The sequence below is a fragment of the Neisseria gonorrhoeae genome (assembly GCF_013030075.1).
GTDB lineage: Bacteria > Pseudomonadota > Gammaproteobacteria > Burkholderiales > Neisseriaceae > Neisseria > Neisseria gonorrhoeae.
On sequence record NZ_AP023069.1, the window covers coordinates 220,683 to 247,087 of the forward strand.

Here is a 26,405-nt window from a genome sequence, read left to right on the forward strand (position 1 = left end):
GCAAATGCGACATATCTTATCTGTTCTGATCGAAAACGAATCAGGTGCGATGAGCCGCGTGGTCGGTTTGTTCTCTGCACGCGATTACAATATCGATTCTTTGGCGGTTGCGCCGACCGAAGACAAAACCCTGTCACGGATGACCATCGTTACCCACGGCGACGAGCAGGTTATCGAACAAATCACCAAGCAACTCAATAAATTGATTGAAGTGATTAAAGTGGTCGATTTGAACGAAAGCCGTTTTGTCGAACGCGAACTGATGTTGGTAAAAGTCCGTGCCGCCGGCAAAGACCGCGACGAATTTTTACGCTTGACCGAAATCTACCGGGGCAGCATCATCGACGTAACCGACCGCAGCTATACGATTGAAATTACCGGCTCGACCGACAAGCTGGATTCCTTTTTGGAAACGGTCGGACGCGCCCAAATTTTGGAAACCGTACGTACAGGTGCGGCCGGCATCGGTCGCGGTGAGCGTATTTTGAAAATTTAACGCCGTAACCTTTCAGACGGCATGGTATTTGAATGCCGTCTGAAAAACGAACGGCAGGAGAGATTTATGTCGAACATTAAAATTGTCGCACTGGTTACCGTCAAACCGGAATACACGGAAACACTGGCAGCACAGTTTAAAGAACTGGTCAAAGCCAGCCGTGCGGAAGAGGGCAACATCAGCTACAATCTCCATCAGGAAATCGGCAAACCGAACCGTTTTGTTTTCGTGGAAAATTGGAAATCCCAAGCAGCTATTGACGAACATAATGCCAGCGCGCATTTCCAAGCCTTCGTCCAGTCCGTCGACGGCAAAACCGAAGCGTTGGAAATCGTATTGATGAATGAAGTTGCCGTTTAAGCGGCACACTCTGTTTAACCCGTCCGAAGCCGCTCAACATTTTAAGGCTTCGACAACCATTTACCTTAAAGGAAATCAAATGCAAGTCTATTACGATAAAGATGCCGATCTGTCCCTGATCAAAGGCAAAACCGTTGCCATCATCGGTTACGGTTCGCAAGGTCATGCCCATGCTGCCAACCTGAAAGATTCGGGTGTAAACGTGGTGATCGGTCTGCGCCACGGCTCTTCTTGGAAAAAAGCCGAAGCAGCCGGCCATGTTGTTAAAACCGTTGCTGAAGCGACCAAAGAAGCCGATGTCGTTATGCTGCTGCTGCCTGACGAAACCATGCCTGCCGTCTATCACGCCGAAGTTGCAGCCAATTTGAAAGAAGGCGCGACGCTGGCATTTGCACACGGCTTCAACGTGCACTACAACCAAATCGTTCCGCGTGCCGACTTGGACGTGATTATGGTTGCCCCCAAAGGTCCGGGTCATACCGTACGCAGTGAATACAAACGCGGCGGCGGCGTGCCTTCTCTGATTGCCGTTTACCAAGACAATTCCGGCAAGGCCAAAGACATCGCCCTGTCTTATGCGGCTGCCAACGGCGGCACCAAAGGCGGTGTGATTGAAACCACTTTCCGCGAAGAAACCGAAACCGATCTGTTCGGCGAACAAGCCGTATTGTGCGGTGGCGTGGCCGAGTTGATCAAAGCAGGTTTTGAAACCCTGACCGAAGCCGGTTACGCGCCTGAAATGGCTTACTTCGAATGCCTGCACGAAATGAAACTGATCGTTGACCTGATTTTCGAAGGCGGTATTGCCAATATGAACTACTCCATTTCCAACAATGCGGAGTACGGCGAATACGTTACCGGCCCTGAAGTGGTCAATGCTTCCAGCAAAGAAGCCATGCGCAATGCCCTGAAACGCATCCAAACCGGCGAATACGCAAAAATGTTTATCCAAGAGGGTAATGTCAACTACGCGTCTATGACTGCCCGCCGCCGTTTGAATGCCGACCACCAAGTTGAAAAAGTCGGCGCACGACTGCGTGCCATGATGCCTTGGATTACGGCCAACAAATTGGTTGACCAAGACAAAAACTGATTGTTTTCAAACGGGACTGCCTACACATCGTGTAGGCAGTTTGTTATATGGATACCGTCTGAACATCGTGTTCGGACGGTATCTGTGTTGCGGATGAATTTAAACAGGCACAGTTCTGTCAGTCGCCCAGAGCCGCGACCATTACCGCTTTAATCGTGTGCATACGGTTTTCCGCCTGATCGAACACGATGCCGGCCGGACTTTCGAATACTTCTTCTGTAACTTCCACACCGTTCAGCCCGAAGGTTTCGTAAATCCATTCGCCGACTTTGGTTTCGCGGTTGTGGAAGGCGGGCAGGCAGTGCATGAATTTGACTTGCGGATTGCCCGATGCCGCCATCAGTTCGGGCGTAACGCGGTAATCTTTCAGCAAATCGATGCGTTCCTGCCAGACTTCTTTCGGCTCGCCCATGCTGACCCATACGTCAGTATGAATGAAACCGACACCTTTGACGGCTTCATGCGCGTTTTCGGTCAGGGTAATTTTTGCACCGGTTTCTTTGGCGGCGGCGTGTGCGGCGGCGATAATGCCTTCAGACGGCCACAGGCTTTGAGGTGCGCCGATACGCACGTCCATCCCCAATTTTGCCCCTAAAATCAGCAGGGAATTGCCCATGTTGTAACGCGCGTCGCCGACGTAGGCAAACGCGGTTTGGTTCAAAGGTTTGCCGCTGTGTTCGCGCATAGTCAGTGCGTCGGCAAGCATTTGTGTGGGATGGAACTCGTTGGTCAGCCCGTTGAACACGGGTACGCCCGCATATTTTGCCAATTCTTCGACAGTTTCCTGAGCGAAGCCGCGATATTCGATGGCATCGTACATTCTGCCTAAGACGCGCGCCGTGTCTTTGATGCTTTCTTTGTGCCCGATTTGGCTGGCGGACGGTTCCAGATAGGTTGCATCCGCGCCTTGGTCGCGTGCGGCGACTTCAAACGCACAGCGTGTGCGCGTGGATGTTTTTTCAAAAATCAGGGCGATGTTTTTCCCTTTCATCCGCTGAATCTCGCGCCCTGCCTTTTTGGCGTCTTTCAACTCGGCGGCAAGGTCGAGGTAGGCGGTGATTTCTTCCGGCGTGAAGTCCAAAAGTTTCAGAAAATGGCGGTTTTTCAGGTTCACTGTCGTTTCCTTTATGTGGGGGCGTGAACGCCGTATTTGCAGCGTTTGCGGAAAGAAGGGTTAGCGGAATGTTGCAATGCCGTCTGAAGGTTGTTCAGACGGCATTGCGGTCAATCCCTTACTCCATACGGATGACGGGGATCAAACATTCACGGTCTCGGCTACTTCGTTGTAGCTGTCGATTTCGTTGAAGTTCATATAGCGGTAGATTTTATCGCCCTGTTCGTTGATGATGCCGATATTGGCTTGATATTCTTCAACGGTCGGGATTTTACCCAGTTTGGAGCAAATCGCCGCCAACTCTGCCGAGCCGAGGTAAACGAAGGTGTTTTTACCCAAGCGGTTCGGGAAGTTGCGGGTCGAAGTGGACATGACAGTTGCACCTTCGCGTACTTGGGCTTGGTTACCCATACACAACGAACAGCCCGGCATTTCCATACGCGCGCCGGCGCGGCCGAGTACGCCGTAGTGACCTTCGTCGGACAACTCTTTCGCGTCCATTTTGGTCGGCGGCGCTACCCACAGGCGGACGGGGATGTCGCTCTTGCCTTCCAAAAGTTTGGAGGCGGCGCGGAAGTGGCCGATGTTGGTCATACAAGAACCGATGAACACTTCGTCGATTTTGGTGCCGGAGCGTTCGGACATAAAGCATACGTCGTCCGGGTCGTTCGGGCAGGCGATAATCGGCTCTTTGATGTCGTCCATGTTGATTTCAATCACGGCGGCGTATTCGGCATCTTTATCCGCTTCGAGCAACTCGGGATTTGCCAGCCATTTTTCCATAGCTTTGATGCGGCGTTCCAAAGCGCGCGGATCTTGATAGCCGTTGGCAATCATATTTTTCATCAACACGACGTTGGATTTCATGTACTCGATAATCGGCTCTTTATTGAGCTTCACGGTACAGCCGGCGGCGGAGCGTTCGGCGGATGCGTCGGTCAATTCAAAGGCTTGTTCCACTTTCAAATCGGGCAGGCCTTCGATTTCGAGGATGCGGCCGGAGAAGATGTTTTTCTTACCGGCTTTGGCAACGGTCAGCAAACCTTGTTTAATCGCGTAAAGCGGGATGGCGTTCACCAAATCGCGCAGGGTTACGCCCGGTTGCAGCTTGCCGCTGAAACGTACCAATACGGACTCGGGCATATCGAGCGGTATTACGCCCGTTGCGGCGGCAAAAGCGACCAAGCCTGAACCTGCGGGGAAGGAAATACCGATGGGGAAACGGGTGTGGCTGTCGCCGCCTGTACCGACTGTATCAGGCAACAGCAGGCGGTTGAGCCACGAGTGGATGACGCCGTCGCCCGGACGCAGGGACACGCCGCCACGGGTAGAAATAAAGGCGGGCAGTTCTTTATGGGTTTTTACATCGACAGGTTTCGGATAGGCAGCGGTGTGGCAGAAAGACTGCATCACCATATCGGCGGAGAAGCCCAAACAAGCCAAGTCTTTCAACTCGTCGCGGGTCATCGGCCCGGTCGTATCTTGCGAGCCGACCGTCGTCATGCGCGGTTCGCAGTAAGTACCCGGACGCACGCCTTGTCCTTCGGGCAGACCGCAGGCGCGACCGACCATTTTTTGCGCCAAGGTGAAACCGACTTTGCTTTCGGCAGGCGCTTGCGGCAGGCGGAATGCAGTAGAGGCAGGCAGTTTCAGGGCTTCGCGCGCTTTGGCGGTCAGACCGCGACCGATAATCAGGTTGATACGGCCGCCGGCTTGCACTTCGTCCAGCAATACTTGTGATTTCAATTCAAACTCGGCAACAGTCTCGCCGTTTTTCACGATTTTACCTTCATAAGGAAGGATATTGACGACATCGCCCATTTTCAGCGCGGAAACATCGACTTCAATCGGCAGCGCGCCGGAGTCTTCTTGAGTGTTGAAGAAAATCGGCGCGATTTTACCGCCCAAGCACACGCCGCCGAAGCGTTTGTTCGGCACGAACGGGATGTCTTCGCCGGTATGCCAAATGACGGAGTTGGTCGCGGATTTGCGTGAAGAACCGGTACCGACCACGTCACCGACGTAGGCAACCGGATGGCCTTTGGCTTTGAGTTCTTCCAACAATTTAATCGGACCGACTTCGCCCGGTTTGTCGGGCGTGATGCCGTCGCGCGGGTTTTTCAGCATGGCCAGCGCGTGCAGCGGAATATCGGGACGACTCCACGCGTCGGGCGCGGGAGAGAGGTCGTCTGTATTGGTTTCGCCGTCAACTTTGAAGACGGTAACGGTGATTTTTTCGGGAACTTTGGCACGGGAGGCGAACCATTCGGCATCTGCCCAAGATTGCAAAACTTCCTGCGCGTATTTGTTGCCTTTTTCGGCTTTTTCCTGAACGTCGTGGAAGGAATCGAACATCAGAAGCGTATGTTTCAAGCCTTTGGCGGCAATGGGCGCGAGTTTGTCGTCGTCCAAGAGTTCGATTAAGGCGTGGATATTGTAACCGCCGAGCATCGTACCTAAGAGTTCGGTCGCATATTTGGGGGAAACCAGCGGGCTGGATGCGCTGCCTTCGGCAACGGCAGCCAGGAATGAGGCTTTGACTTTGGCGGCATCGTCCACACCGGGCGGAACACGGTGGGCAAGCAGCTCGACCAAGAACTCGCCTTCGCCTGCGGGCGGGTTTTTCAGCAGCTCAACCAAATCGGCGGTTTGCTGCGCATTCAAAGGGAGGGCGGGAATGCCGAGGGCGGCGCGCTCGGCGGCGGCTTTACGATAGGCTTCTAACATCTCTTTGTTCCTTTTTCCGTTTTTCTTTTGTCGGGTTGCAAATGATCTGCGTTAAATATTGTAAACAACATTTGTACCGCTATCATAGACTAGTTTTAACAAAAATGGAACTGTTATGACAGGTAATGTATAGTGGATTAACAAAAATCAGGACAAGGCGGCGAAGCCGCAGACAGTACAAATAGTACGGCAAGGCGAGGCAACGCCGTACCGGTTTAAATTTAATCCACTATAATAGGGAACGGCTATATGTCTGCGGGAATGTGTCAATGAAAACAAATGCCGTCTGAAGAGAGGTTCGGACGGCATTTGTTCAACGTTTTTCCTGTTTGCGTATCAGCCAAACAGCGAGCAAGGCGAAGGCTATGGTAGGCAGTGCGCCGGCGAGGAAGGGTGGGGTGCCGTAGAGTTGGCTGGTAAACCCGAAGAGCCTGCCGGCAAGGTGGAACAGCAATCCGAGACAGATGCCGCCGAAGAGTTTTAAGCCCATATTGCCGTGGCGCGTGGTTTGCGGCGTAAAGGCGAAGGCAACGAGCGCCATGACCCATGCGGCGACGGGGTAAACGAGTTTACGCCACCATGCGATGGCGTAGATTTGGGTGTTTTGGCTGTTGTTTTGGAGGTGGCGGATGTAGGTGGTCAGCTCGCCGACGGACATTTGGTCGGGCTTGACGAGCAATACGTCCATCAGGTTGCGTCTGACGGCAATCGGCCAAGTTTCTTCGGCGGCGGCGGATGTTTCGATTTTGTCTGTACCCATGATGCTGCGGCGGATGTTTTTCAACTGCCAGCTGCCGTCGCTGTTCAAAACGGCGGAATCGGCTTCCACTGCCTCTGCCAATTCGTTTTTATCGTTGCGCGCCCAAATTTTGATGCCCAAAAGCGTATGGTCGGGCAACATTCCGCGCACATTGATAATGCTGTTTTTTTCTTTCAGCCAAAGGCCGGTATGGCCGGTGCTGATTTTGCCGTTAATGGCGGCGGCTTTGATGTTTTCGGCTTTTTGGCTCAGCGTGGGCGCAACCCATTCGCCGAGCGCGACGGCGGCAATAGCAAAAATAAAACCGAACTGAGACAGAATCAACAGCAGCTTTTTGGTGCTCATGCCGCTGGCTTTGATGACGGCCAGTTCGCTGCCGGCGGCAAGCTGGCTGAGAGAGGCCAGTCCGCCGATGAGGACGGCGAGGGGCATGAGTTCGTAGGCGCGGGCGGGCATTTTGAGGGCGGTGTAGCCCAGCATTTCCCATATGCCGTAACTGCCTTTGCCGAGGTTGCCGGTTTCGTACAGGATTTCAAAAAAGCTGTACAAAGCGAGGAAGGCAAGGAGCGCGCAAACCGCCATAACCGCCATTTGGCGGATGATGTAACGTGAAATCAGGTTCATTTTCCGCCTTTCAATGTCAGACTTTTGCCAACCGCCTGCCAGAAGGGCTGGCTGGGCATACTGCGGACGCGCAGAAGTACGATTGCGATGACGAACATGATGATGTGCATAGGCAGCAGTCCGAGCCAAAAATGGATTTTGCCGTCTTCCACGGCTTCAAAAAGCAGGGTCAGCCCGTTTTGGTAAATTAAAAACAAACCGATGGCAATCAAGATATTGTAGGTATGTCCGCTGCGCGGGTTGAAATAGGAAAGCGGCACGGCGAGTAGGCAGAGCAGGAGGACGCTGACGGTCAGCGAGATGCGCCACATCAATTCTGCCTGATGTTGCGGATTGCTGCTGCCAATCAGTTGGGCGGTCGAAATGGTGCGGCGGTGGGAAACGGGGTCGATAAGTTTGGGCGTGGTGCTGATAATCAGGTTGAGTTTTTGGAAGGAAACCTGATTGTAGTCGGCGCGTCCGGGCGTGCCGCTGTAACGGTAGCCGTGGCGCAATTCGAGCGTGCGTTTGTTGTCGTTCAGCGAGAAGTTACCTTCTTTGGCGAAGATGATGTTGTCGCCGCCGTTTTTGTCCTGTTCGCGCAGGAACAGGTTTTTCATGATGCCGGATTCGGTGTCAAAGGTTTCGACGAAATAAACCCTGCCGTTGCGCTTGCCCAAGTTATTGAACTCGCCGGCTTCCACCAAAGACAATTCCTGCTTCTGCTTCAAAATTTCGGCATATTCGCGGCTGCGCAGTTCCGCCCACGGTATCACCCAAAGCTGCATGACGGCAATCAGGATGGCAAACGGCACGGCAAACTGCATGACGGGGCGTATCCACTGTTTCAACGCCAATCCGCAGGATAGCCAGACCGACATTTCGCTGTCGCGCCAGTAGCGGGTCAATACGGTCAGCGTGCTGATGAATGCGGTCAACACCAGCAAAAGCGGGGTCATACCGATGACCCAGAAGCCGACTAAGGCCAACACGGCATCGATGGCGACACGCCCGTCAGCTGCGCGGCCAAGCAGGTTGATCGCCTGCGTGGACACCAACACCGCCAAGAGGACGACGAAAATGCCGACGGCGGTAAAAGAGAGTTCTTTGATGAGGTTTCTTTGATAAATCATAAAATCGCGGTCAGGGGGGCGGTAAGCGGTTCGGCGCAGGCGGATTGTCCGCGCAAGGTTTCAGACGGTGCTTCAAAAAATGGGGTACAATCGTGCCAGCCGTCTTCAGACGGTCTTTTGAGCGAAAGGCCGTCTGAAAACTACCGACAACCGTCTCAATCAGGAGAATAAACGTGGAATTTAGCACAAAAACCGAAATCTTGCAGGAACAGCAGGCAGGCGCGCAGTTATTTGTCTGTGCCGACAAAGCACCCGAGCACAACACCGCCGCACATGCGCTCTTCTCTGCTTTGGAAGAGGGTCAGAATTTTTCCGACACCAAAATCCCGACGGACAACGGTTTGCAGGCAGTCGCCGTCGTCCGCCTCGAAAAAACCGACCGCGCCGCGCTGAACAAAGCCGCCGCCGAAGCCGCCAAATGGGCGCAAAATCAAGAAACGGTCAATGTGGACGTTCACGCCTTTGATGAGGCGCAAGCAGCAGCCGTTGCCGAAGCTTTTGCCATCGCGTTCGGCAACGCTGCATATCGTTTCGACCGCTACAAAAAAGAAGCCAAGCCCGCCAAATTTTCGCAAGCCGTGTTCCACAGCGCACACGAAGCCGCCGTCAAAGAAGCCCTGCGCGTTGCCGAAGCACAAGTTTACGGACAAAGCCTCTGCCGCGACTTAGGCAATGCCGCACCGAACGAATGCACGCCTGAGTTCCTCGCGCGTACCGCCAAAGCCGAAGCCGAGAAACTGGGCGCGCACGCCAAAATCATCGAAAAAGACTACATCAAAGAAAACATGGGTTCGTTTTGGTCGGTTGCCAAAGGCAGCGTCGAAGACCCATATTTGGTTGAACTGAGCTATTTCGGTGCGGCCGACAAAGAAGCCGCGCCTGTGGTATTGGTCGGCAAAGGCATTACCTTCGACACCGGCGGCATTTCCCTCAAACCCGGCCTGAACATGGACGAAATGAAGTTTGACATGTGCGGCGCGGCAACCGTCATCAGCACCTTCTGCGCCGCCGTCAAACTGCAACTGCCGATCAATCTGATTGCCATCGTCGCCACTTGTGAAAACATGCCTTCCGGTGCGGCAAACAAACCGGGCGATGTTGTGAAAAGTATGAAAGGGCTGACGATTGAAGTGTTGAACACCGATGCCGAAGGCCGTCTGATTTTGTGCGACGCGCTCACTTACGCCGAGCAGTTCAAACCCAAAGCCGTCATCGATGTCGCCACCCTGACCGGCGCGTGCATCGTCGCCTTGGGGCACGATGTCAGCGGCGTGATGGGCAATAATCAGGATTTGATCGACAGCCTGCTTGCCGCTTCCTACAACGTGGACGACAAAGCGTGGCAACTGCCGCTCTTTGAAACCTACAAAGACCAGCTCAAATCCAACTTTGCCGACATCCCCAATATCGGCACGCCCGGCGCGGGCACGATTACCGCCGCAACATTCCTGTCCTATTTCACCGAAGGCTACCCGTGGGCGCACCTTGACATCGCGGGTACGGCGTGGAAATCCGGAGCGGAAAAAGGTGCGACCGGCCGCCCCGTACCGCTGCTGATGAACTATCTGCGGAATCTTTAATTTTGCCACAATGCCGTCTGAAGCTTTTCAGACGGCATCATCCTGTCAAATGCTCAAACAATATGCCGAAAGTTACCTTTTATACCCATGTTGACCAAATCCCCCTTTTTACCTGTCGGTTGATTGCGCGCGCTATCCGAGACGGCGGCAGGATACTGGTGTGGTCCGACTCGTTCGGGCGGCTTCAGGAATTGGACAAAATGCTTTGGCAATACGAGGCCGAGAGTTTTATTCCGCACGAAATTTGGGAAACGGAAGAAGCCATGCCGTCTGACACATCCGTCCTGCTTGCCTGCGGCGGCAATCTGCCCCGAATTCCCGAAGGCATGGCCGTTTTGAACCTGTCCGACGGTTTTTGGAACACCGCTTCGGTCTTGCCCGCGCGCGTTTTGGAAATCGTCGGCAACAGCCTGGAAGATCTCGCCGACGCGCGCGAACGCTTTACCGCCTACCGCCGAAGCGGTTTTGCCATCGAACATCACGGCATGGAGGGCAAGGCATGAAATGCCGTCTGAAATGCCGCATTTACAAAATTTAAACAGGCTTGATTCTATTTGATTAAAATTTCCTTATCGGTTGAACCCCGCCACTTGGACATCTGTCCTTCGGGGCGGTAGAATCAAACCTTATTTTGGAAGGTTCAATCCCTTCCAAAACAGGGCAACACACAGATTGACGCTTTATGTGCCATCCTGTGTGTTGAAACATTCAAACTCGGCTATAATCCCGTTTTTCCGACTTTATCGACAGCGAAGATCCATCATGAACACCATTTTCAAAATCAGCGCACTGACCCTTTCCGCCGCTTTGGCGCTTTCCGCCTGCGGCAAAAAAGAAGCCGCCCCCGCATCTGCATCCGAACCTGCCGCCGCTTCTGCCGCGCAGGGCGACACCTCTTCAATCGGCGGCACGATGCAGCAGGCAAGCTATGCGATGGGCGTGGACATCGGACGCTCCCTGAAACAAATGAAGGAACAGGGCGCGGAAATCGATTTGAAAGTCTTTACCGATGCCATGCAGGCAGTGTATGACGGCAAAGAAATCAAAATGACCGAAGAGCAGGCCCAGGAAGTGATGATGAAATTCCTGCAGGAGCAGCAGGCTAAAGCCGTAGAAAAACACAAGGCGGATGCGAAGGCCAACAAAGAAAAAGGCGAAGCCTTCCTGAAGGAAAATGCCGCCAAAGACGGCGTGAAGACCACTGCTTCCGGTCTGCAGTACAAAATCACCAAACAGGGTAAAGGCAAACAGCCGACAAAAGACGACATCGTTACCGTGGAATACGAAGGCCGCCTGATTGACGGTACCGTATTCGACAGCAGCAAAGCCAACGGCGGCCCGGCCACCTTCCCTTTGAGCCAAGTGATTCCGGGTTGGACCGAAGGCGTACGGCTTCTGAAAGAAGGCGGCGAAGCCACGTTCTACATCCCGTCCAACCTTGCCTACCGCGAACAGGGTGCGGGCGAAAAAATCGGTCCGAACGCCACTTTGGTATTTGACGTGAAACTGGTCAAAATCGGCGCACCCGAAAACGCGCCCGCCAAGCAGCCGGATCAAGTCGACATCAAAAAAGTAAATTAAGTCCGAATCCATGCCCGAAACAGGTTTTCGGGCATTTTTACGGCAAATGCCGTCTGAAGCCACCAAACAGCGGTTCAGACGGCATCCCTTTCAAAAGCGCACCATTATGAAAAACATCGTCATCCTGATTTCCGGACGCGGCAGCAATATGCAGGCAATCGTCAATGCCGCCATTCCCAACGTCCGCATTGCCGCCGTGTTGAGCAACAGCGAAACGGCTGCCGGTTTGCAATGGGCGGCCGAACGCGGCATCCCGACCGACAGCCTGAATCATAAAAACTTTGAATCACGACTTGCCTTCGATACGGCCATGATGGAAAAAATCGACGCATATCAACCCGATTTGGTGGTTTTGGCAGGTTTTATGCGGATTCTGACCCCTGAGTTCTGCGCCCATTACGAAGGCAGGCTGATGAACATCCATCCGTCCATCCTGCCCTCGTTCACCGGGCTTCATACGCACGAACGCGCTTTGGAAGCAGGTTGCCGCGTTGCCGGCTGTACGATTCATTTCGTTACGGCCGAGCTGGATTGCGGCCAGATTGTATCGCAAGGGATTGTGCCGATACTTGACGGCGATACGGCAGACGATGTTGCCGCCCGGGTTTTGGCTGTCGAACACAAACTCTATCCGAAAGCCGTTGCCGATTTTGCCGCCGGCCGCCTGATTATCGAGGGAAACCGTGTCAGAAATTCGGAAAACGCCGATGCCGCCCGTTTCCTGACGGCGTAAACCGGGCGGGAGCAAATGATGAAGACTTTTAAAAATATATTTTCCGCCGCCATTTTGTCCGCCGCCCTGCCGTGCGCGTATGCGGCAAGGCTACCCCAATCCGCCGTGCTGCACTATTCCGGCAGCTACGGCATTCCCGCCACGATGACATTTGAACGCAGCGGCAATGCTTACAAAATCGTTTCGACGATTAAAGTGCCGCTATACAATATCCGTTTCGAGTCCGGCGGTACGGTTGTCGGCAATACCCTGCACCCTGCCTACTATAAAGACATACGCAGGGGCAAACTGTATGCGGAAGCCAAATTCGCCGACGGCAGCGTAACCTACGGCAAAGCGGGCGAGAGCAAAACCGAGCAAAGCCCCAAGGCTATGGATTTGTTCACGCTTGCCTGGCAGTTGGCGGCAAATGACGTGAAACTCCCCCCGGGTCTGAAAATCACCAACGGCAAAAAACTTTATTCCGTCGGCGGCCTGAATAAGGCGGGTACGGGAAAATACAGCATAGGCGGCGTGGAAACCGAAGTCGTCAAATATCGGGTGCGGCGCGGCGACGATACGGTAACGTATTTCTTCGCACCGTCCCTGAACAATATTCCGGCACAAATCGGCTATACCGACGACGGCAAAACCTATACGCTGAAGCTCAAATCGGTGCAGATCAACGGACAGGCCGCCAAACCGTAAATCGGTTTTCAGGCGGTTTTTTGCCGTTTTGTCCATATTTCTGTATAAGCCGCTTGAAATTGTTTACAATAACGCCATATGCAAAGCGGTTTTAACGCTATTTTCGGGAATGACACCATGCAGGTTACATCAAAATGGATAGACGGAATGTGTTTTGTCGGCACGGCGGAAGGCGGGCACAGCGTCGTTATGGAGGGATCGGCGGCAGAAGGCGCGGCCAAGCGCGGGCCCAGCCCTTTGGAAATGCTGCTGTTGGGGGTGGCGGGCTGTTCGAGCATCGATGTGGTGATGATTGCCGAAAAACAGCGTCAGAAAGTGACTGACTGCCGTGCGACGGTTACGGCGAAACGGGCGGACGATGCGCCGCGCGTGTTTACCGAAATCCACATCCATTTCAAGGTAATCGGGCATGATTTGAAAGAATCGGCCATTGAGCGCGCCGTTCAGATGTCTGCCGAAAAATACTGTTCGGCTTCGATTATGTTGGGCAAAGCGGCAAAGATTACCCACAGTTTTGAAATTGCCGGGGCGGAGAAATAGGCATCGGGCGGCATTATGGGGAAACGGCTGATGCCGTCTGAAGGGGAAAGGTGCGGCAGGCAATCCGGAGGCGCATAAAAAAGCAGATATATTCGGACTGCACCTCCCGAATATATCTGCCTGCTGTTTCCTCTTTATTCAGCCTTTATAATACTTGGACTTGTCGGGGTATTGTGCAGGCTTGATTCCGGATTGTCAACAATTTTCGGTCAAATTTTAAATGCCGCGTTTTAAAATGATGCCCGCCTGATTTTGCGGGCGGGCGGAAGGCGGGAATCCCGTTATTTTAAGCCATATATTAATTTATTGAATTAAAATAAATTTGTGCAATATAGTGGATTAACAAAAACCAGTACGGCATTACCTCGCCTTGCCGTACTATTTTTGTACTGTCTGCGGCTTCGTCGCCTTGTACTGATTTAAATTTAATCCACTATACTTTAATTTCTCCTACACGATTTGAAACACAGCCGTCTTAAAACATCTTAAAAAATTTGAAAGCGTAAAAATACGGAAAACATCATGAACTTTGAAAACGACGACATTATCCATGCGCCGACCACGTCTTCCCTGATTCTCGAAGAGCGGCACGATTCGGAGCTGTTCCGTGTTTACGCCCTGATTTTGGACGGCATTACCGATCAGGTGCTGCTGCCCGGCAAAAAGCTGACCGAATCCGAACTTTGCCGTCAGATGGTGTGTTCGCGCAACACCGTCCGCGGCGCGCTGTCGCTTTTGGCGCACGACAAGATTGTCGATTTGCAACCCAACAGGGGCGCGTTCGTCCACGTTCCCGATTTGAAAGAAATGCAGGATGTGTTCAATGCGCGCATCGAAATGGAGACGATGATTTTGAACATCCTCGCCGGCCTGCCGGATTTGGAAACGCGCCTCAAGCCGCTTTATGCGATGATAAGGTGCGAAGAAGAGGCCTCCGGCAGGGGCGACCGCGTCGGCTGGAACCGCCTGTCCAATGCCTTCCACGTCGAACTGGCGCGCCTGGTGGGCAACGATGTGCTGTTCGACATTATGAACACGCTGTGCGCGCGGTCTTCCCTGATTGTCGCCGTGGCGGGCGTGCATCGCGAGAAAAAACACGCCATCAATACGCATACGCATTCCGAACACCGCGAAATCCTCGACCTGCTGCTGGCGGGCAGGCGCAACCGCGTGGTCAAAATCCTGCGCCGCCATTTGGGCAACTGTATGGAGCGTTTGGAAAAGACTTTGGAAGATTGAATGCCGGAGCGGATAAGCCGCCTGAACCTTCAGGCGGTTTTTTAATGGCGAACCTGATGCCGTCTGAAATATGGATGCGGGTATCTGCAATTTTCAGACGGCAATTTTTAAGCCGCACATATCATGCGGCAATAAAGGAGGGTAGGGGATGAGCAGCCTGATGACGTTGTTTTCGGTATTGGTACCGATGTTTGCCGGATTTTTTATCCGTGTTCCCAAGCCTTACCTGCCCGCTTCGGACAAGGTGCTGTCGGTTTTGGTGTATGCCGTGCTGCTGCTGATCGGCGTATCGTTGTCGCGCGTGGAGGATTTGGGTTCGCGGTTGGGCGATATGGCGTTGACGGTTCTGTGGCTGTTTGTTTGTACGGTAGGGGCGAACCTGCTTGCCTTGGCAGTGTTGGGAAAGTTGTCCCCGTGGCGGATAGGGGGAAAAGGGAAGGGCGTTTCGGTCGGCGTGTCGGGCAGTGTGAGGCAGCTCGGATGCGTACTGATCGGTTTTGTGTCCGGCAAATTGATGTGCGATATTTGGATGCCGTCTGAAAACGCGGGTATGTACTGCCTGATGCTGCTGGTGTTCCTCATCGGCGTACAGCTCAAAAGTAGCGGCGTATCGTTGCGGCAGGTTTTGCTTAACCGGCGGGGCATCCGGCTGTCGGTTTGGTTTATATTGTCATCTCTTTCAGGCGGGCTGCTGTTTGCCGCATCGGCAGATGGTGTGTCGTGGACGAAAGGTTTGGCGATGGCTTCCGGCTTCGGTTGGTATTCCCTCTCGGGTTTGGTAATGACCGAGGCTTACGGGGCGGTATGGGGCAGCATCATGCTGCTGAACGATTTGGCACGAGAGCTGTTTGCACTGGCATTTATTCCGCTGCTGATGAAGCGTTTTCCGGATGCGGCGGTGGGGGTCGGCGGCGCGACCAGTATGGATTTCACATTGCCCGTAATTCAGGGTGCGGGCGGTTTGGAAGTCGTGCCGGTAGCGGTCAGCTTCGGCGTGGTGGTCAATATCGCCGCCCCGTTTCTGATGGTGGTGTTTTCCACGCTGGGCTGAACGCGGTAAAATCGGCATCCCGATGCAAGGAAGCAGAAAACGATGAAACCGAAAATCCAAAGGCATGGAGAGATTTTAAGCCTTGTCCGCCGGCATCAGTTTATGTCGGTGGACGAGCTTGCCGCCGCATTGGACGTTACCCCGCAGACGATACGTTGCGACATCCGCGAGTTGGAGGAGGGCGGCAGCCTGAAACGCCATCACGGCGGCGCATCTTCGGGCGGAAACTTGCCGGAGGGTCTGCCCGCCGACCGCCAAACCCGGTGTCAAAACGAAAAAAACGCCATTGCCCGGCTGATTGCGGAACACATCCCCGACGGTTCGTCGCTGTTCGTCAGTATCGGTACGACCATGGAAGCCGCGGCATCAGAGCTGGTGAAGCGGCGCAGCAGCCTGCGGATTATTACCAACAATATCCACGTCGCCTCCGTCGTTTCGGCACGTACGGATTACACGGTCATCATCACATCCGGCGTCGTCCGCCCTTTGGACGGCGGTATTACCGGCGTGGCGACCGTCGACTTTATCAACCAGTTCAAAGTCGATTATGCCGTGATGAGCACGCACGGCGTGGAAAGCGACGGTTCGCTTTTGGATTACGATTACAAGGAAGTCAGCGTCATGCAGGCGATGATTGCCAACGCGCGCGTCCGTTTTCTCGGCGTGGATCACAGCAAATTCCGCAGCAACGCGCTGGTCAGGCTCGGCGGCATTACCGGCGTTTGACAAAGTATTTACCGACAGGTTGCCTGATACCGCGATGCAGAAGATGCTGAAAGAGGCGGGGGTGGAATGCCTGATTGCCGATGCCGTCTGAACGCTATGTCAAAGCGCGCAAGTCGGGTACAATAAACACATCATCAAACCGCTTCAGACGGCATACGGAACCTCCCCAATGCCGTCTGAAGCCATCTGTTTAAAGAAAACCATGCTCAATAAAGACCAATTCGCGGACAACCATTTCATCCGCACCATCATCGAAGACGACCTCAAAAGCGGCAAACACGAAGCCGTCCAAACCCGTTTTCCGCCCGAACCCAACGGCTATTTACATATCGGACACGCCAAATCCATCTGCCTGAACTTCGGTTTGGCGTATATTTACGACGGTTTGTGCAACCTGCGTTTCGACGACACCAACCCGGAAAAAGAAAACGACGAATACGTCAACGCCATCAAAGAAGACGTCGAGTGGCTCGGTTTCCATTGGGCGGGCGAACCGCGTTTCGCTTCCGACTATTTCGACCGGCTTTATGACTACGCCGTCGGTTTAATCAAAGACGGCAAAGCGTATGTCGATGATTTGACGCCCGAAGAAATGCGAGAATACCGCGGTACGCTGACCGAAGCGGGTAAAAACAGCCCTTACCGCGACCGCAGTATCGAAGAAAACCTCGACCTGTTCACGCGTATGAAAAACGGCGAGTTCCCCGACGGCAGCAAAACCCTGCGCCTGAAAATCGACATGGCGGCAGGCAACATCAATATGCGCGATCCCGTCATCTACCGCATCCGCCGCGCCCATCACCACAACACCGGCGACAAATGGTGCATCTACCCGATGTACGATTACACGCATTGCATTTCCGATGCCATCGAAGGCATCACGCATTCCTTGTGCACGCTCGAATTTGAAGCGCACCGTCCGCTTTACGACTGGGTGTTGGACAACATCCCCGCGCCGCACGCCACCCGTCCGCGCCAATACGAGTTTTCCCGTTTGGAGCTTTTGTACACCATTACCTCCAAACGGAAATTGAATCAGTTGGTTGTGGAAAAACACGTTTCCGGCTGGGATGATCCGCGTATGCCGACCATTTCCGGTATGCGCCGCCGCGGCTACACGCCCGAAGGGGTGCGCCTGTTTGCCAAACGCGCCGGTATTTCCAAATCTGAAAACATCGTCGACATGAGCGTGTTGGAGGGTGCGATTCGCGAAGAGCTGGAAAACTCCGCCCCGCGCCTGATGGCGGTTTTGAACCCGCTCAAAGTGACCCTGACCAACTTTCAAGCCGGCAAAACCCAAAGCCGCCGTGCCGCGTTCCATCCGAACCACGAAGAAATGGGCGATCGCGAAGTACCTGTTTCACAAACCATCTACATCGAAGCCGACGACTTTGCCGAAAATCCGCCCAAAGGCTTCAAGCGTCTGATTCCCGGCGGCGAAGTACGCTTGCGCCACGGCTATGTCATCAAGTGCGGTGAAGTCGTCAAAGACGAAGCAGGCAATGTGGTTGAACTCAAATGCAGCATCGACCACGACACCTTGGGCAAAAATCCAGAAGGCCGCAAAGTTAAAGGCGTGATTCACTGGGTTTCCGCCGAACACGCCGCCGAAATCAAAGTCCGTCTGTACGACCGCCTCTTTACCGTCGAGCGTCCCGGTGCCGTGCGCGGCGAAGACGGCGAATACCTGCCGTTTACCGATTTCCTCAATCCGGAATCCGTTAAGGAAATCACTGCTTACGCCGAACCTGCCGCGAAAGATTTGCCGGCGGAAAGCCGTTGGCAGTTCGAGCGCATCGGCTATTTTGTGACCGACCGCCAAGACCACGGCAAAGACACGCCGGTGTTTAACCGCACGGTGACGTTGAAAGATTCTTGGCAGCCTAAGTAAACCCCATCCTTGCCGTCTGAATATTGTTCGGGCGGCATTTCTCCTTTACCCGCGAAATGCGGCACATTCGGCACACCGGAAAGGAAATATGATGAAAGTCCTCTTTATCGCCGACCCGATGGCAAGTTTCAAAACCTACAAAGACACCACCTACGCGATGATGCGGGAAATGGCAAAACGCGGCTGGCGGCTGTTTCATACCTTGAGCGGGGAATTGTCTGTAAACGGCGGTTTGGTAACGGCACAGGCATCGGCATTTGAATTTTCGGGTGCAAAAAACGATGATGACCATGAATGGTTTAAAGCGGCGGACAAAGTTCAGACGGCATTAAAAGAATTTGATGCCGTGATTATGCGTACCGATCCGCCGTTCGATATGCAATACCTTTACTCCACCCAATTACTGACGCTGGCGGAACAGCAGGGCGCGAAAGTGTTCAACAGCGGACGGGCGATGCGCGACTTTAACGAAAAACTGGCGATTTTGAATTTCAGCCGCTTTACCGCGCCCACGCTGGTAACGACCCGTTCCGCCGATGTCCGCGCATTTTTGAAAGAACACGGCGACATCATCGTCAAACCGCTCGACGGCATGGGCGGCATGGGCATCTTCCGCCTGACCGAAAAAGACCCCAACATCGGCAGCATCCTCGAAACCCTGATGCGGTTTGATTCCCGCACCATTATGGCGCAACGCTACATTCCCGAAATCGTACACGGTGACAAACGCATCTTGATTATCGGCGGCAAAGTCGTCCCCTATGCTTTGGCGCGTATCCCGCAAAACGGCGAAACACGCGGCAATCTGGCGGCAGGCGGGCGCGGTGTGGCGCAGGAATTGGACGGACGCGACCGGGAAATTGCAGAGACTCTGGCTCCCGAGCTTAAACGGAGCGGCATCCTGCTGGCCGGTTTGGACGTTATCGGCAGCAACCTGACCGAAGTCAACGTAACCAGCCCGACCGGATTCCAAGAAATTATGAAACAAAAAAGTTTCGACGTGGCGGCAATGTTTGCCGATGCCGTTGCCGCGTGGTTGGTACGTTAAACCGATGCCGTCTGAAAGGCTTTTGCTTCGTAACCGCTTGGTTTGTTCGGGCAGGCAGGGTTTTCCCTCGGCCGGCAGGGATGCGCTTAATGCCGTACGGACACCCCTCCGCCCCGTTTTCAGACGGCATATATTGAGGACATTTTGAAAGGATACCGATGGAACCTTCCTCCTACGCGGCAGAAAAAAAAGGCAAAAGCGGCATCAGGCGCGTCATCAACGCATTCGGCTATTCGATAGACGGCATCGCCGCCGCCTACCGTTACGAAGCGGCATTCCGTCAGGTTTTGTGGCTGAACGCGCTGCTGGTGTGCGCGGCATTTTTTTGGGTTTCCGAAACCGCCGTCCGCCTGCCGTTGATTATCGCGTCTTTTGTGTCGGTCATTGTCGAACTGTTCAACACCGCCGTCGAAGCCGCCGTCGATCATACTTCGACCGAAAAACACGAGCTGGCCAAACGCGCCAAAGATGCAGGTTCTGCCGCACAACTGGTTGCCATGCTGATGTTGGCGGCGGTTTGGCTGTCCGCCCTGTTCGGGTAAAACGCTTGCAGCAGGATTTGTAATCCTTTAGGATTAGTATTTATTATTCACTTAATCTACATCAAATTTCCGAGCAGTATTTGTATGTAAGATTAAGCACATTCCCCGTCTGATATTAAAGGAGCAGGAAGATGAAAAAATTATTGGCAGCCGTGATGATGGCAGGTTTGGCAGGCGCGGTTTCCGCCGCCGGAGTCCATGTCGAGGACGGCTGGGCGCGCACCACTGTCGAAGGTATGAAAATGGGCGGCGCGTTCATGAAAATCCACAACGACGAAGCCAAACAAGACTTTTTGCTCGGCGGAAGCAGCCCCGTTGCCGACCGCGTCGAAGTGCATACCCACATCAACGACAACGGCGTGATGCGTATGCGCGAAGTCAAAGGCGGCGTGCCTTTGGAGGCGAAATCCGTTACCGAACTCAAACCCGGCAGCTATCACGTGATGTTTATGGGTTTGAAAAAACAACTGAAAGAGGGCGACAAGATTCCCGTTACCCTGAAATTTAAAAACGCCAAAGCGCAAACCGTCCAACTGGAAGTCAAAACCGCGCCGATGCCGGCAATGAACCACGGTCATCACCACGGCGAAGCGCATCAGCACTAATCTGCTGGAAATATTTGAAATGCCGTCTGAAAAAGCCCGGGCTTTCAGACGGCATTTTTATGCCCGCCTTTAAAATGTGTTAAAATCCGCCTTTAAAAACCGCCGTTTCCAAGCCATCCTGCGTATGAATACGACATCAAACACTTCCAATATCATCGTCGGGCTTTCCGGCGGTGTCGATTCTTCCGTAACCGCCGCCCTGCTCAAGCAGCAGGGTTATCAAGTGCGCGGTGTGTTCATGCAGAACTGGGAAAACGACGACAACGACGAATATTGCAGCATCAAACAGGATTCGTTCGATGCCATCGCCGTTGCCGATATTGTCGGCATCGACATCGACATCGTTAATTTCGCCGCGCAATATAAAGACAAAGTTTTTGCTTATTTTCTTCAGGAATACAGTGCGGGGCGCACGCCGAATCCGGATGTGTTGTGCAATGCCGAAATCAAATTCAAATGCTTTTTGGACTACGCCGTAGGGCAGGGCGCGGATACCATTGCCACCGGACACTATGCGCGCAAAGAAGTCCGCAACGGCGTGCATTACCTGCTCAAAGGTTTGGATCGAAACAAAGACCAAAGCTATTTTCTCTACCGCCTCAAGCCTTTCCAACTCGAACGCGCGATTTTTCCGTTGGGCGGTTTGGAAAAACCCGAAGTGCGCCGCCTTGCCGCCGAATTTAATTTGCCGACTGCCGCTAAAAAAGACAGTACCGGCATCTGTTTCATCGGCGAGCGTCCGTTCCGCGAGTTTCTGCAGAAATACTTGCCGACCGACAACGGCAAAATGGTGACGCCCGAAGGGAAAACCATCGGCGAACACGTCGGGCTGATGTTTTACACATTGGGTCAGCGCAAAGGATTGGGCATCGGCGGCGCGGGCGAACCGTGGTTTGTTGCGGCTAAAGATTTGACGAAAAACGAACTCATCGTCGTACAAGGACACGACCATCCGCTGCTCTATACCCGCAGCCTTGTGATGAACGATTTGAGTTTCACGCTGCCCGAACGTCCGAAGGCAGGACGCTATACCTGCAAAACGCGTTACCGTATGGCGGACGCGCCTTGCGAATTGTGCTATTTGGATGATGAAACCGCCGAGCTGGTGTTTGACGAACCGCAATGGGCGGTTACGCCGGGTCAGTCCGCCGTGCTGTACGACGTCGACATCTGTTTGGGCGGCGGCATCATCCAAACGACCGACAAACCCGTCATCATCACGCGATAAAGGTAATGCCGTCTGAAACGGTTTTCAGACGGCATTGTTCCGCTCAATTCCACTTTAAAGACCGATACCTATGGAAAAAATCTGGTTAGAAAGCTACGAGAAGGGCGTCAGTGCCGAAATCGACATCACGCAATACAATTCCGTCAGCGACGTATTCCGCCAAAGCGTGGAAAAATTTGCCCGTCTGCCCGCTTTTCAAAATATGGGCAAAACGCTCACTTATGCCGAAACCGGCAAACTGGCGACCGATTTCGCCTCTTATCTGCAAAACGTCCTCAAGCTGCCGCGCGGCGAACGTGTTGCCATTATGATGCCGAACGTATTGCAATATCCGATTGCCCTTTTCGGTATTTTGCAGGCAGGTTTGGTGGCGGTGAACACCAATCCGCTCTATACGCCGCGCGAGTTGGAGCATCAGCTGAAAGACAGCGGTGCGACCGCCATCATCGTTTTGGAAAATTTCGCCAACACGCTGGAGCTGGTGCTGCCGCGCACGCAGATCAAACACGTCATCGTCGCCTCCGTCGGCGAAATGTTCGGGCTGCTTAAAGGTTCGCTGATCAATTTCATCATCCGAAAAATCAAGAAAATGGTTCCCGAATACCGTATTCGGGAAACCGTTTCCTTTCAGACGGCATTGAAAGAGGGGGCGAAGCACGTTTTCCAACCTGTCGCATTAAACCGCGAAGATACCGCATTGTTGCAATACACGGGCGGCACGACAGGCGTTGCCAGAGGCGCGGTGCTGAGCCACGGCAACATCTGCGCCAATATGCTTCAGGCAAAAGAATGGATTAAAAACCAATTGCGCGAGGGAAAAGAAACCGTTATCGCCGCCCTGCCGCTGTACCACATCTTCGCCCTGACAGTGAATCTGATGATTTTTGCCAATGCCGGCTCGAAAATTGTCCTGATTGCCAACCCGCGCGATATGAAAGGCTTTATCGGCGAACTGAAAAAGCAGCGGGTTAACGTATTTATCGGCGTGAACACGCTGTTTAACGCGATGGTCAACCGGCCCGATTTCGCCGAAGTCGATTTTTCAGGATTGCGGCTGACTTTGGGCGGCGGTATGGCGACCCAAAAAGCCGTTGCCGAAAAATGGAAAAAAATCACCGGCACGCCCATCGTCGAAGCCTACGGTTTGACCGAAGCCAGCCCCGGCGTGTGCTGCAACCCCTTAAACATCGAATCATACAGCGGCAGCATCGGTTTGCCCGTCCCGTCCACCGAAGTCGAACTGCGCGACGCAAACGGCAAAGAAGTCCCCGTTGGGCAGCCGGGCGAATTGTGGGTAAAAGGCCCGCAAGTGATGCAAGGCTACTGGAACCGCCCCGAAGAAACCGCCAAAGCCATAGACGCGTGCGGCTTTTTGGAAACCGGCGATATTGCCGTGATGGACGAAAAAGGCCGTCTGAAGCTGGTCGATCGCAAAAAAGACCTCGTCGTCGTTTCCGGATTCAATGTTTATCCGAACGAAATCGAGGAATTCATCGCGCACCACGAAAAAGTTATGGAAGTTGCGTGTATCGGCGTACCCGACGAAAAAACCGGCGAGGCACTCAAAGTGTTCGTCGTCAAAAAAGACCCGTCTTTGACCAAAGAAGAACTCACCGCTTTCTGCCGTACCGGTCTGACCGCATACAAAGTGCCGAAAGACATCGAATTCCGCGACGAGTTGCCCAAGTCCAATGTCGGCAAAATCCTGCGCCGCGAGTTGCGCCAAAGTGCCGGGAAATAAAGAAAAGATACCGTCTGAAAACAGCCGTCCACCGTTCAGACGGCATCCGTCCGTTTGCAAGAACCGCGCGCTTCACGTTAAAATCACGCATTCCAATACGGGTATTCCATCATGACCAAATTCATTTTCGTAACCGGCGGCGTTGTCTCCTCACTGGGTAAAGGTATCGCCGCCGCTTCTATTGCCGCCATCCTCGAATCGCGCGGCTTGAACGTTACCATGCTCAAGCTTGATCCTTATATCAACGTCGATCCCGGCACGATGAGCCCGTTCCAACACGGCGAAGTGTTCGTAACCGACGACGGCGCGGAAACCGACCTCGACTTGGGACACTACGAACGTTTCATCGATTCCACGATGACCCGCCGCAACAGCTTCAGCACGGGTCAGGTGTACGAAAACGTCATCGCCAAAGAACGACGGGGCGACTATTTGGGCGGCACGGTTCAAGTCATCCCGCACATTACCGACGAAATCAAACGCCGCATCCACGAAGGCGCGGCGGGTTACGATGTGGCGATTGTCGAAATCGGCGGTACGGTCGGCGACATCGAATCGCTGCCGTTTTTGGAAGCCATCCGCCAGATGCGAAGCCAGTTGGGACGCAACAACACCCTGTTCGCCCACTTGAGCTACGTTCCCTACATCGCCGCCGCAGGCGAAATCAAAACCAAGCCGACCCAGCACACCGTGAAAGAAATGTTGAGCATCGGCTTGCAACCCGACATCCTGATTTGCCGTATGGACAGGAAAATGCCGGCAGACGAACGCCGCAAAATCGCCTTGTTCTGCAACGTGGAAGAGCGCGCGATTGTCGGCAGCTACGATGTGGACAGCATCTACGAATGCCCCGAAATGCTGCACGACCAAGGCATCGACAACATCATTACCGAGCAGTTGCAGCTTAACGTGCAGCAGGCGGATTTGACCGCGTGGAAAAAAATCGTCCACGCCGTCAAAAACCCGAAACACACCGTCAAAATCGCGATGGTCGGCAAATACGTTGATTTGACCGAATCCTACAAATCATTGATTGAAGCCTTGAAACACGCGGGCATCCATACCGAAACCGATGTGCAGATTACCTTCGTTGACAGCGAAAGCATCGAGAAAAACAAGGGCGACGTTTCCGTACTCAAAGATATGGATGCCATCCTCGTTCCCGGCGGCTTCGGTTCGCGCGGCGTGGAAGGCAAAATCGCCGCCGTGCGCTACGCCCGTGAAAACAACGTGCCATACTTGGGCATCTGCCTCGGTATGCAGATTGCGCTGATTGAATACGCCCGCGACGTGGCAGGTTTGAAAGGTGCGAATTCCACTGAGTTTGACTTGAAATGCGCTGCCCCCGTCGTCGCCCTGATTGACGAATGGCAAACCGCCGACGGCAGCGTCGAAACCCGTGACGAATCCGCCGATTTGGGCGGCACGATGCGTTTGGGCGCGCAAGAAGTCGAATTGAAAGCAGGCAGCCTCGCCGTCAAAATCTACGGCAGCGGACACATTCGCGAACGCCACCGCCACCGCTACGAAGTCAACAACAACTACGTTTCCGCGCTGGAACAGGCAGGTTTGGTCATCGGCGGCGTATCCGCCGGACGCGAACGCTTGGTCGAAACCATCGAACTGCCGAACCATCCTTGGTTCTTCGCCTGCCAGTTCCATCCCGAGTTCACGTCCAACCCGCGCAAAGGGCATCCTTTGTTCACCGCGTTTGTCAAAGCCGCGTTGAACAATAAAAAAGCCTGATAAAGCGTTACTTGATGATCAAAATGCCGTCTGAAAGCCTGACAAAGACTTTCAGACGGCATTTTCGCAAATCGGGGATCATAAAAGCCATCAATTTAATTTGGGTCTGTACTAGATTAGCAGATATGTTACCCTCGAAATATGAAGATAACACACTGCAAATTAAAGAAAGAAGTACAGAAAGAACCGCTCCGTTCTTTTGTACCGGAAGTTACCGCCCGTTCTGCCGCCGATATTTTGGGTATCCATCCCGATTCGGCGGCACTGTTTTACCGTAAAATCCGCACGGTTGCCAACCATCGTTTGGCCTTGGCTGCCGATGAGGTTTTCGAGGGCCCCGCCGGGCCGGGCGCAAGCTGTTTCGGCGGACGGCGTAAAGGCAGACGCGGTCGCGGCGCGGCAGGAAAAGCGGTTGTCTTCGGCATTCCGAAACGCAACGGGCGGGCCTATACCGTTGCCGCGGACGATGCCGAGCCTGAAACGTTACCCCCTGCCGTCAAAAAGAAAATCATGCCGGACGGTATTGTTTATGCCGATAGCCCGGGCAGCCGCGGCAAGTCGGACGCGGGCGGTTTTATCCGTTGCCGCATCAACCGTTCCAAGGAATTTGCAGACCGTCGGAACCACATTAACGGCATTGGGAACTTTTGGAATCAGGCAAAACGCGCCTTGCGAAAATACAACGGAATCGATCGTAAACCTTTCCCGCCGTTGTTGAGGGAATGCGAATTTCGACTTAACTCCGGCACACCGTCCCGGCAGCTAAAAATCCTGCGGGATCGGTGTGGAATTTAGGGATAATCTAGTACAGCCCCTAAGTTTTTAGTATGAGGGGAATATGCGGAGAATTTGGTTTTAATCAGCCGCCGGAGTAGGGAATAATCCGCATCGTCGGGCGGCAGCGTCCAAATGGCGTGAATATGGTTCGGCAGCACGCATACGGCGACGGTTTCAAAGGGATATTGTTTTTGCACATCCATATAAGCCGCACGCGAAGCCGATATGTCCGACAAGCAGACGCGATTTCGGGGCGGCGGGTTTGACGGTGAAAAAGAATGTGCCGCCGGCAATGAAGTTTCTGCGATAACGCGCCATAGGATTTTTGTTTGTGGTTTGGGTGTTGGAGAAGGAATGGTTTGTTGTTTAAGGTTTAACTTTGTTGGACCTGATGTTTCCAAACG

At 53.6% G+C, this 26,405-nt stretch carries 25 protein-coding genes and 1 pseudogene; 21 read left to right on the forward strand and 5 right to left on the reverse strand.

Annotated features, from left to right (window positions below):
* Nucleotides 1-4: 4 nt before the first annotated feature.
* From ilvN to ilvC, 3 genes are all read left to right on the forward strand, one after another.
* Nucleotides 5-496 carry an acetolactate synthase small subunit gene (ilvN, locus tag HT085_RS01135; RefSeq protein ID WP_002212817.1) on the forward strand — a complete coding sequence of 164 codons (492 nt, stop codon included), beginning with the start codon at nucleotides 5-7 and terminating at the stop codon, nucleotides 494-496.
* Nucleotides 497-562: 66 nt separating this feature from the next.
* The gene (locus tag HT085_RS01140; protein WP_003689684.1) at nucleotides 563-856 is read left to right on the forward strand and encodes a putative quinol monooxygenase; all 294 of its coding nucleotides are present in this window, start codon (nucleotides 563-565) and stop codon (nucleotides 854-856) included.
* 79 nt (nucleotides 857-935) lie between these two features.
* Nucleotides 936-1,949: a ketol-acid reductoisomerase gene (gene ilvC / locus HT085_RS01145; protein ID WP_003689683.1), complete on the forward strand. Its 1,014-nt coding sequence runs from the start codon at nucleotides 936-938 to the stop codon at nucleotides 1,947-1,949.
* 118 nt (nucleotides 1,950-2,067) lie between these two features.
* On the opposite strand, the gene HT085_RS01150 is transcribed toward ilvC, so the two are convergent.
* The 4 genes from HT085_RS01150 to lptF all read right to left on the reverse strand — a co-directional run bounded on the left by HT085_RS01150 (nucleotide 2,068) and on the right by lptF (nucleotide 8,286).
* Nucleotides 2,068-3,063, reverse strand: coding sequence for an ornithine carbamoyltransferase (locus tag HT085_RS01150; RefSeq protein ID WP_003690657.1), 996 nt, complete (start codon nucleotides 3,061-3,063; stop codon nucleotides 2,068-2,070).
* Between the two features lie 141 nt (nucleotides 3,064-3,204).
* The gene (gene acnB, locus HT085_RS01155) at nucleotides 3,205-5,790 is read right to left on the reverse strand and encodes a bifunctional aconitate hydratase 2/2-methylisocitrate dehydratase (protein ID WP_003689681.1); all 2,586 of its coding nucleotides are present in this window, start codon (nucleotides 5,788-5,790) and stop codon (nucleotides 3,205-3,207) included.
* Nucleotides 5,791-6,103: 313 nt separating this feature from the next.
* Complete coding sequence (lptG, locus tag HT085_RS01160; RefSeq protein WP_003690662.1) at nucleotides 6,104-7,174, reverse strand: LPS export ABC transporter permease LptG; 1,071 nt, start codon at nucleotides 7,172-7,174, stop codon at nucleotides 6,104-6,106.
* Entirely contained in the window at nucleotides 7,171-8,286 is a 1,116-nt protein-coding gene (lptF, locus tag HT085_RS01165) for an LPS export ABC transporter permease LptF (RefSeq protein ID WP_003697970.1), read from the reverse strand. The genes lptG and lptF overlap by 4 nt, the downstream gene beginning before the upstream one ends.
* On the opposite strand from lptF, the gene HT085_RS01170 reads away from it, so the two are divergent.
* The 18 genes and pseudogenes from HT085_RS01170 to HT085_RS01255 all read left to right on the forward strand — a co-directional run bounded on the left by HT085_RS01170 (nucleotide 8,275) and on the right by HT085_RS01255 (nucleotide 26,019).
* Entirely contained in the window at nucleotides 8,275-8,457 is a 183-nt protein-coding gene (locus tag HT085_RS01170; protein WP_003704788.1) for a hypothetical protein, read from the forward strand. The two genes, lptF and HT085_RS01170, sit on opposite strands and share 12 nt — an antisense overlap.
* 2 nt (nucleotides 8,458-8,459) lie before the next feature.
* Nucleotides 8,460-9,866: a leucyl aminopeptidase gene (locus HT085_RS01175; RefSeq protein WP_003689678.1), complete on the forward strand. Its 1,407-nt coding sequence runs from the start codon at nucleotides 8,460-8,462 to the stop codon at nucleotides 9,864-9,866.
* 62 nt (nucleotides 9,867-9,928) lie between these two features.
* The gene (locus HT085_RS01180) at nucleotides 9,929-10,369 is read left to right on the forward strand and encodes a DNA polymerase III subunit chi (RefSeq protein WP_003690667.1); all 441 of its coding nucleotides are present in this window, start codon (nucleotides 9,929-9,931) and stop codon (nucleotides 10,367-10,369) included.
* A gap of 259 nt (nucleotides 10,370-10,628) precedes the next feature.
* A complete protein-coding gene (locus tag HT085_RS01185) occupies nucleotides 10,629-11,447 on the forward strand; it encodes an FKBP-type peptidyl-prolyl cis-trans isomerase (protein WP_003689673.1) in 819 nt (272 codons plus the stop codon).
* A gap of 106 nt (nucleotides 11,448-11,553) precedes the next feature.
* Complete coding sequence (gene purN / locus HT085_RS01190; RefSeq protein WP_003689670.1) at nucleotides 11,554-12,180, forward strand: phosphoribosylglycinamide formyltransferase; 627 nt, start codon at nucleotides 11,554-11,556, stop codon at nucleotides 12,178-12,180.
* Between the two features lie 15 nt (nucleotides 12,181-12,195).
* Nucleotides 12,196-12,867 (forward strand): DUF3108 domain-containing protein, encoded by a 672-nt coding sequence (locus HT085_RS01195; RefSeq protein WP_003690671.1) that lies wholly within the window; start codon nucleotides 12,196-12,198, stop codon nucleotides 12,865-12,867.
* Nucleotides 12,868-12,984: 117 nt separating this feature from the next.
* Entirely contained in the window at nucleotides 12,985-13,407 is a 423-nt protein-coding gene (locus tag HT085_RS01200; RefSeq protein WP_003689668.1) for an OsmC family protein, read from the forward strand.
* 522 nt (nucleotides 13,408-13,929) lie between these two features.
* The gene (locus HT085_RS01205) at nucleotides 13,930-14,646 is read left to right on the forward strand and encodes a GntR family transcriptional regulator (protein ID WP_003689664.1); all 717 of its coding nucleotides are present in this window, start codon (nucleotides 13,930-13,932) and stop codon (nucleotides 14,644-14,646) included.
* Between the two features lie 148 nt (nucleotides 14,647-14,794).
* Nucleotides 14,795-15,697, forward strand: coding sequence for a LysO family transporter (locus HT085_RS01210; protein ID WP_003689662.1), 903 nt, complete (start codon nucleotides 14,795-14,797; stop codon nucleotides 15,695-15,697).
* Nucleotides 15,698-15,739: 42 nt separating this feature from the next.
* Nucleotides 15,740-16,514, forward strand: a pseudogene (locus HT085_RS01215) (DeoR/GlpR family DNA-binding transcription regulator).
* Nucleotides 16,515-16,625: 111 nt separating this feature from the next.
* Complete coding sequence (locus HT085_RS01220; RefSeq protein ID WP_025455767.1) at nucleotides 16,626-18,314, forward strand: glutamine--tRNA ligase/YqeY domain fusion protein; 1,689 nt, start codon at nucleotides 16,626-16,628, stop codon at nucleotides 18,312-18,314.
* Nucleotides 18,315-18,405: 91 nt separating this feature from the next.
* Entirely contained in the window at nucleotides 18,406-19,362 is a 957-nt protein-coding gene (gshB, locus tag HT085_RS01225; protein ID WP_025455768.1) for a glutathione synthase, read from the forward strand.
* 158 nt (nucleotides 19,363-19,520) lie between these two features.
* Complete coding sequence (locus HT085_RS01230; protein ID WP_003689658.1) at nucleotides 19,521-19,904, forward strand: diacylglycerol kinase; 384 nt, start codon at nucleotides 19,521-19,523, stop codon at nucleotides 19,902-19,904.
* A 131-nt stretch (nucleotides 19,905-20,035) separates the two neighbouring features.
* Nucleotides 20,036-20,509: a copper chaperone PCu(A)C gene (locus tag HT085_RS01235; protein ID WP_003689657.1), complete on the forward strand. Its 474-nt coding sequence runs from the start codon at nucleotides 20,036-20,038 to the stop codon at nucleotides 20,507-20,509.
* 124 nt (nucleotides 20,510-20,633) lie between these two features.
* Nucleotides 20,634-21,737, forward strand: coding sequence for a tRNA 2-thiouridine(34) synthase MnmA (gene mnmA / locus HT085_RS01240; RefSeq protein WP_025455769.1), 1,104 nt, complete (start codon nucleotides 20,634-20,636; stop codon nucleotides 21,735-21,737).
* Between the two features lie 70 nt (nucleotides 21,738-21,807).
* Nucleotides 21,808-23,478: an AMP-binding protein gene (locus tag HT085_RS01245; protein ID WP_003690674.1), complete on the forward strand. Its 1,671-nt coding sequence runs from the start codon at nucleotides 21,808-21,810 to the stop codon at nucleotides 23,476-23,478.
* Between the two features lie 111 nt (nucleotides 23,479-23,589).
* The gene (locus HT085_RS01250) at nucleotides 23,590-25,224 is read left to right on the forward strand and encodes a CTP synthase (RefSeq protein ID WP_003689652.1); all 1,635 of its coding nucleotides are present in this window, start codon (nucleotides 23,590-23,592) and stop codon (nucleotides 25,222-25,224) included.
* Between the two features lie 141 nt (nucleotides 25,225-25,365).
* A complete protein-coding gene (locus tag HT085_RS01255; protein ID WP_171000407.1) occupies nucleotides 25,366-26,019 on the forward strand; it encodes an IS1595 family transposase in 654 nt (217 codons plus the stop codon).
* On the opposite strand, the gene HT085_RS01260 is transcribed toward HT085_RS01255, so the two are convergent.
* Nucleotides 26,016-26,204 (reverse strand): transposase, encoded by a 189-nt coding sequence (locus HT085_RS01260; RefSeq protein WP_014580099.1) that lies wholly within the window; start codon nucleotides 26,202-26,204, stop codon nucleotides 26,016-26,018. The two genes, HT085_RS01255 and HT085_RS01260, sit on opposite strands and share 4 nt — an antisense overlap.
* Between the last annotated feature and the right edge of the window lie 201 nt (nucleotides 26,205-26,405).